General features: G+C 44.9%; 2 protein-coding genes. Both read right to left on the reverse strand.

Annotated elements, in window-relative coordinates; translation table 11 throughout:
* Window positions 1-2,276: DEAD/DEAH box helicase (locus tag VF500_RS10395; protein WP_330859607.1), on the reverse strand; the 2,276-nt coding region annotated here is incomplete at its 3' end.
* Window positions 2,277-2,633: 357 nt separating this feature from the next.
* Window positions 2,634-5,092: PIG-L family deacetylase (locus VF500_RS10400; protein WP_330859608.1), on the reverse strand; the 2,459-nt coding region annotated here is incomplete at its 5' end.

Consider the following 5,092-nt stretch of genomic DNA (forward strand, 5'->3'; position numbering starts at 1 on the left):
CTTTTCAGCAATTCGTTCCGGTATTCGGATTTTATCTCTTCGTAAACCGATGATTGTTCTTCGGTCATCTGCGAATAGAAAAGGTTTTCGGTTTTAGGCGGAAGCTCTGTTGCCACCTGCTCCTTGGTACGGCGCAGCACAAAAGGCTTGATCAGGGCCTGTAGTTTGCGGGCCTTATCTTCGTCCTTTTTCTTTTCTATCGGGGTTACAAACTCGTTTTGGAAAAACTGTTGTGCGCCCAGCAAGCCGGGATTGATGAACGACATCTGTGTCCATAAATCGTTAACCGAGTTTTCTACCGGGGTACCACTCAGGATCAGCTTAAAGCGAGATTTGAGCTGTTTAACCGCCTGGTATGATTTTGACGACGGGTTTTTGATATTCTGGCTTTCATCCAGGATCACGTAATCAAAAAAGAAATCTTTGAACATTTCAATATCAATGCGGCTGATACCATAGGTGGTGATCACCACATCGTAATTGGCAAAAACTTCGGCACTGCGGTAACGCATGGTGCCGGTATGCACCATTAACCTTAATTGCGGTGCAAATTTGCGCGCCTCGTTAAGCCAGTTATATATCAGCGAAGTAGGCATGATCACCAGCGAAGTGGCTTTGCCTCCGGCGTTTTCAGTATCCTCCTTATGCTTTTGTAGTAACGATAAAGTTTGGATGGTTTTACCCAAACCCATATCGTCGGCAAGGCAGCCGCCAAAGTGATATTGCTTTAAAAAATGGAACCAGTTGTAGCCTGCTTTTTGGTAAGGCCTCAAATGACCTTCAAAATTAACAGGCATTGGTGCATCCTCAAGCTCATCAAAATTGGTAAGCTTCTGCAGTTTGCGGGTCATGGTAACGCTTGCCATTTCCCCTTCGGCGAGGTCGGTGACCAAGCCAATATGATGACGGCGAAGCTTGAGTTCATTACTGCCTTCGGTAAAGTGCAGCAGGTTGCCATATTGCGAAAACCATTTTTCAGGGATCACGGCTATCTCGCCCGAGGGCAGAGTGAACTCCTTTTTATGATTGAGAATGTGATTTTTAAGCTGAATAAAAGGGATCCGGTATGGCCCGAAGCTTACCATGGCATTAATATCAAACCAGTCGTTATTTTCGGTTACTTCCAGTTCAATTTTACTACTGCCAAATACGTAGCGTTTTTGCCCTTCAGGTTGTTCCAGCTCAAAGCCCTGCTCAATAAGCTGATCGTGGTGCTGGTTAAGCCATTCAAAAACTGAGAATGAGCGATCGTCATCATCTTCATGACCGGCAACTTCAAGGTTTTGGAATAATGAAGAGGCTACTTTAAGCCCCAGGTGTTCCAACTGCTGCATTTTGCCTTTTTCCCAGGTGGTTGAGCGCTTAATGCGGTGAAACAGGTAATCATCGCCGGTTTTTTCCATCCGCACAGAAATATGCCTGCCATCGCCATACGGAAATATGTAGCCTGCATATTTAAAAGAGAGCTGTAATTGCGAAGTTCCACCTTCAATATAAATAGGTTTAAGCACAGGGCGGGCATCATACTTTTCGGTATTGATGGTAAAACCTTCGGCGTAAACATTATGCTTTTCAATAAGCGGGGCAACAAACTTTTCAAAGTATGATTGTTCCGACGATTTTGGGATGGCAATGAAACGTTTGTTCAGGAAGGGTTGCAGCTTTTTACCCTCTATCTCTTTATCAAAGTAATACAAGGTATCGTCAAGCAGCATCCAGGCCGGGTGATTGCAAATGATCTCAGCATTTTTAAACATGAACTCAATGCGCATGCCCTGGTATTTGATGGTAGGAAAATACCTGATCTCTTCCTCATTACGCCTGAAGTGGAACAGTACCGATGCGGCTTCGGTGGCCAGTTGCAGCTTGCGCTCGCCGGGATAGCCCTCCTTGCTCATCTGGTATACCTGTTTGCCGCAAAGTAATGAGAGCGCTTCGGCTATGCGTTTTTCCAGCTTCGGGCGGATCATATCAAACATCTGCTCGTTAAAGATCTTTGAGAAAAACTCAAACGGGCGGATAGGTTTTTTATAATACCTTTTGATCACGTTGCCCTGCTCCATCTCCTCCAGTAGTTTGACCAGTTTGATATCAGTATCATCCAGAAACTCACAAAACTCTTTGGCTGTATTGGAGAATAAACGCTGATGAGTTAATGAAAATTCACCATTTGGATTGAGCTGAACAATATGAGGCTCAATAACATACGACAGGTAGTCATGCTTTGCAATGGCATAAATAATTTGGCATGGTTTGGAACTGTCGACGCGTAACATGTGCTTCAGGGTAAAAAATTATTTGAAGCTACATCAAGAAAAAATTCAAACGTAAATAGAATTTACTGTAATTGAAAGTGTTTTATATTAAAAAATTGTTAACGGGCTGAAATTGACACGATTTTGATAACATAAAATGTTTTTTGCCGGATAGTTGTGTGTTAAAAATGGGAAAAGATAAAGAATAAACCGTCATTGCGAACGAAGCAATCCCTCGACTTTACAGAGAGGATTTGCATAGTCGCTCGGCTTCTTGGGGATTGCTTCGTACCTCGCAATGACGATTTGTTTAATGTTCCATCAGGGTCTCTCGTAGAGGACCCTGATGTCTTTGCCATGCAGGTGCTGCTTATTAGCTTACTTCGGCTTGCTCAATAAGTTAATAAACAACCTGTAAGCTCCCGGTACGCCGGCAGGTAGTTCCCTGAAAAATGCCAGCGAGGTATAAACAAACCTGCCCTTGCCATAATCGCCCACAATTAATGATCCGTTAAGAGGCTCTTCTCCTTTGTCATGCATCTGAAAAATGGGTTTGTACTGCGGATCGATATTGGTTACAAAATACAGCCCGCGCTCCTGGATCCAACCGCTGAAATCAGCATTGGTTATTTTGTTAGGATAGTTTAACACGGGGTTTTGAGGATCTAAAACTGTTACTTCGGCGTTTTCATCGGTAACCCTTCTGTTCACTACGGTAAATGGATACGGGCCTATTTGTTTTACTACGATGCCGTTGTTGTTATTGTATTGCACAACCAGGTTACCACCGTTTTTAACATACTCCATTAATTTCGGTTGCTGATACGCAAGGCGATCATTTACATTGTAGGCACGTACCCCGGTAACAATGGCGTCATATCCTGATAAGTCGCTATTCGTTACTTCGTTTTCAGTTAATATGTGTACTTCGTAACCTACCTGGCGCAGGGCCTCGGGCATCTGGTCGCCGGCACCGGCAATGTAACCAATTCTTTTGCCATTGTTTTTCAGGTCGAGGTAAACAAGCTTCGTTTGTGCGGGTGGGAATAAGGTAATAGCCGGCACGTGATCGTACCTGATACGGAGCAGGCTCAATGAAAACGGTTTGCCATTAGCGTTAACTACAACTTCCAGATCGCTTGCTTTGGTTTTGGTGTCGGTTGGGCTAACTGTAAATGCTACTGACCATTCATCGCTTTTGTCCTTATCAGTAAAGTCAATTTTTTCGGGACTTATTTTCCAGCTGGCAACAGGTTTCAGGCTGATGGTACCGCTGGCTTTTGTAAAGCTTTTCAGTTTTACCAGTACCGTTTGTGCTTGCTGTGCGCTAAAAATATAATCCTTGTTTTCAATGTTGGCTGTTACCGGCGGCGTTATTTCAATGGGCTGATAAACCTCGCCCCTAACCGGATCAACGTATTTATATACAATTCGGCGGTCGATATTTATAGGTTTTCCCTCAATAATAAACTGGAAGGTAACTTTTGGCAGATCGGGATTTTCGGGGTTGCCGGCAAGCGTGTTATCGGCAAGGGTATAAACACCTATTGGGTGCGGTGCTGCCAACCAGTATGGCTGAGTTAATGCAGATGCTGCGGCCGTGGTTTCAAAAGTTTGCAGTTGGTTAAACGGTATTTCTTTGCTTTGCAATGCCAGTGCGCTGTCATTAGCATCAATGCTGTTTATTTTAACACGATAATTAAAGCGGTTAATCACCTGCGCACGCAGGTTCATTTTATCGCCCAGTGCATAGGTAGGTTCTGTTGCATAGACCTCAAACCATAAACCAGCACATGCCGCGATCAGGTTGTTTAATTCTTTTGTTTTTTGTTCACGCCAGTAGGTATCAGATACTTTCTCCACTTTCATTAGCAATTGCACTAACGCGGGCAGCGATTTTTCGGGAGCTTCGTTGATGAAATTTCGACTGATCACACTTGTCAGGGCTGCAATAGCGCCTCCGTCTTTAACCCGTTTCCAGGAAGTATTAACGCCATCCATCAGGTCGTTTTGAGGGGCATCTCCTAAAATGGTTTTAAAAAACTCGTATGATTCGCCGCGTTGTTTGGCCGAACCAAAGCCCTGGGTTTTGTGGTTACTGCGGCTTTCGGCGGCTATTTCACCATAGCTTTTGCCTAATACGGGATTATAAACCCCTACATCGATCTTAAATTGATCGGCGGCAGTAGTATTGGTATTGCCAAAGTTGAATGTGTTCCACATCAACCGTTTAGCCTGCCATGGCTTTACGTATTTTAACTGTTCAGGGTAACGGGTTGGATCGGCAGCGGCTGTAAAAGCCTCTTGCGCTAATATGGCTGATGAGGTATGATGACCATGGCCTCCCTCGCCGGTTGTGGGGAAACGGCAAATAATTACATCAGGCCTGAATTTGCGGATCACCCAAACTACATCGCCAAGTACTTTTTCCTTATCCCAGATCTTCAGCGTTTCCTCGGGCCCTTTTGAAAAGCCGAAATCATTGGCGCGGGTAAAGAATTGCTCCGCGCCGTCAACCCGGCGGGCAGCCAGCAGTTCCTGCGTGCGGATCAAACCAAGCAACTCACTTTGCTCATTGCCTATCAGGTTTTGCCCCCCATCGCCACGGGTGAGCGACAGGTAGCCTGTACGATAATGTTTTTCCTGCGCCAGGTAGGCCAGTAAACGGGTGTTTTCATCGTCGGGGTGTGCGGCAATATATAGTACGCTGCCCAGTGTATTCAGCTTTTTAAAGTTCTGTTGTATACTGCCCAGATCGGTCGGTGGCGAAGTTTGTGCCATCGCAAACGTGAACAGATGTAAAAAGATGGTAATGAGGTTGATCCGCTTCATGGCGA

This window comes from Mucilaginibacter sp. (assembly GCF_036383575.1).
In the GTDB taxonomy this organism is placed as follows: Bacteria; Bacteroidota; Bacteroidia; order Sphingobacteriales; family Sphingobacteriaceae; genus Mucilaginibacter.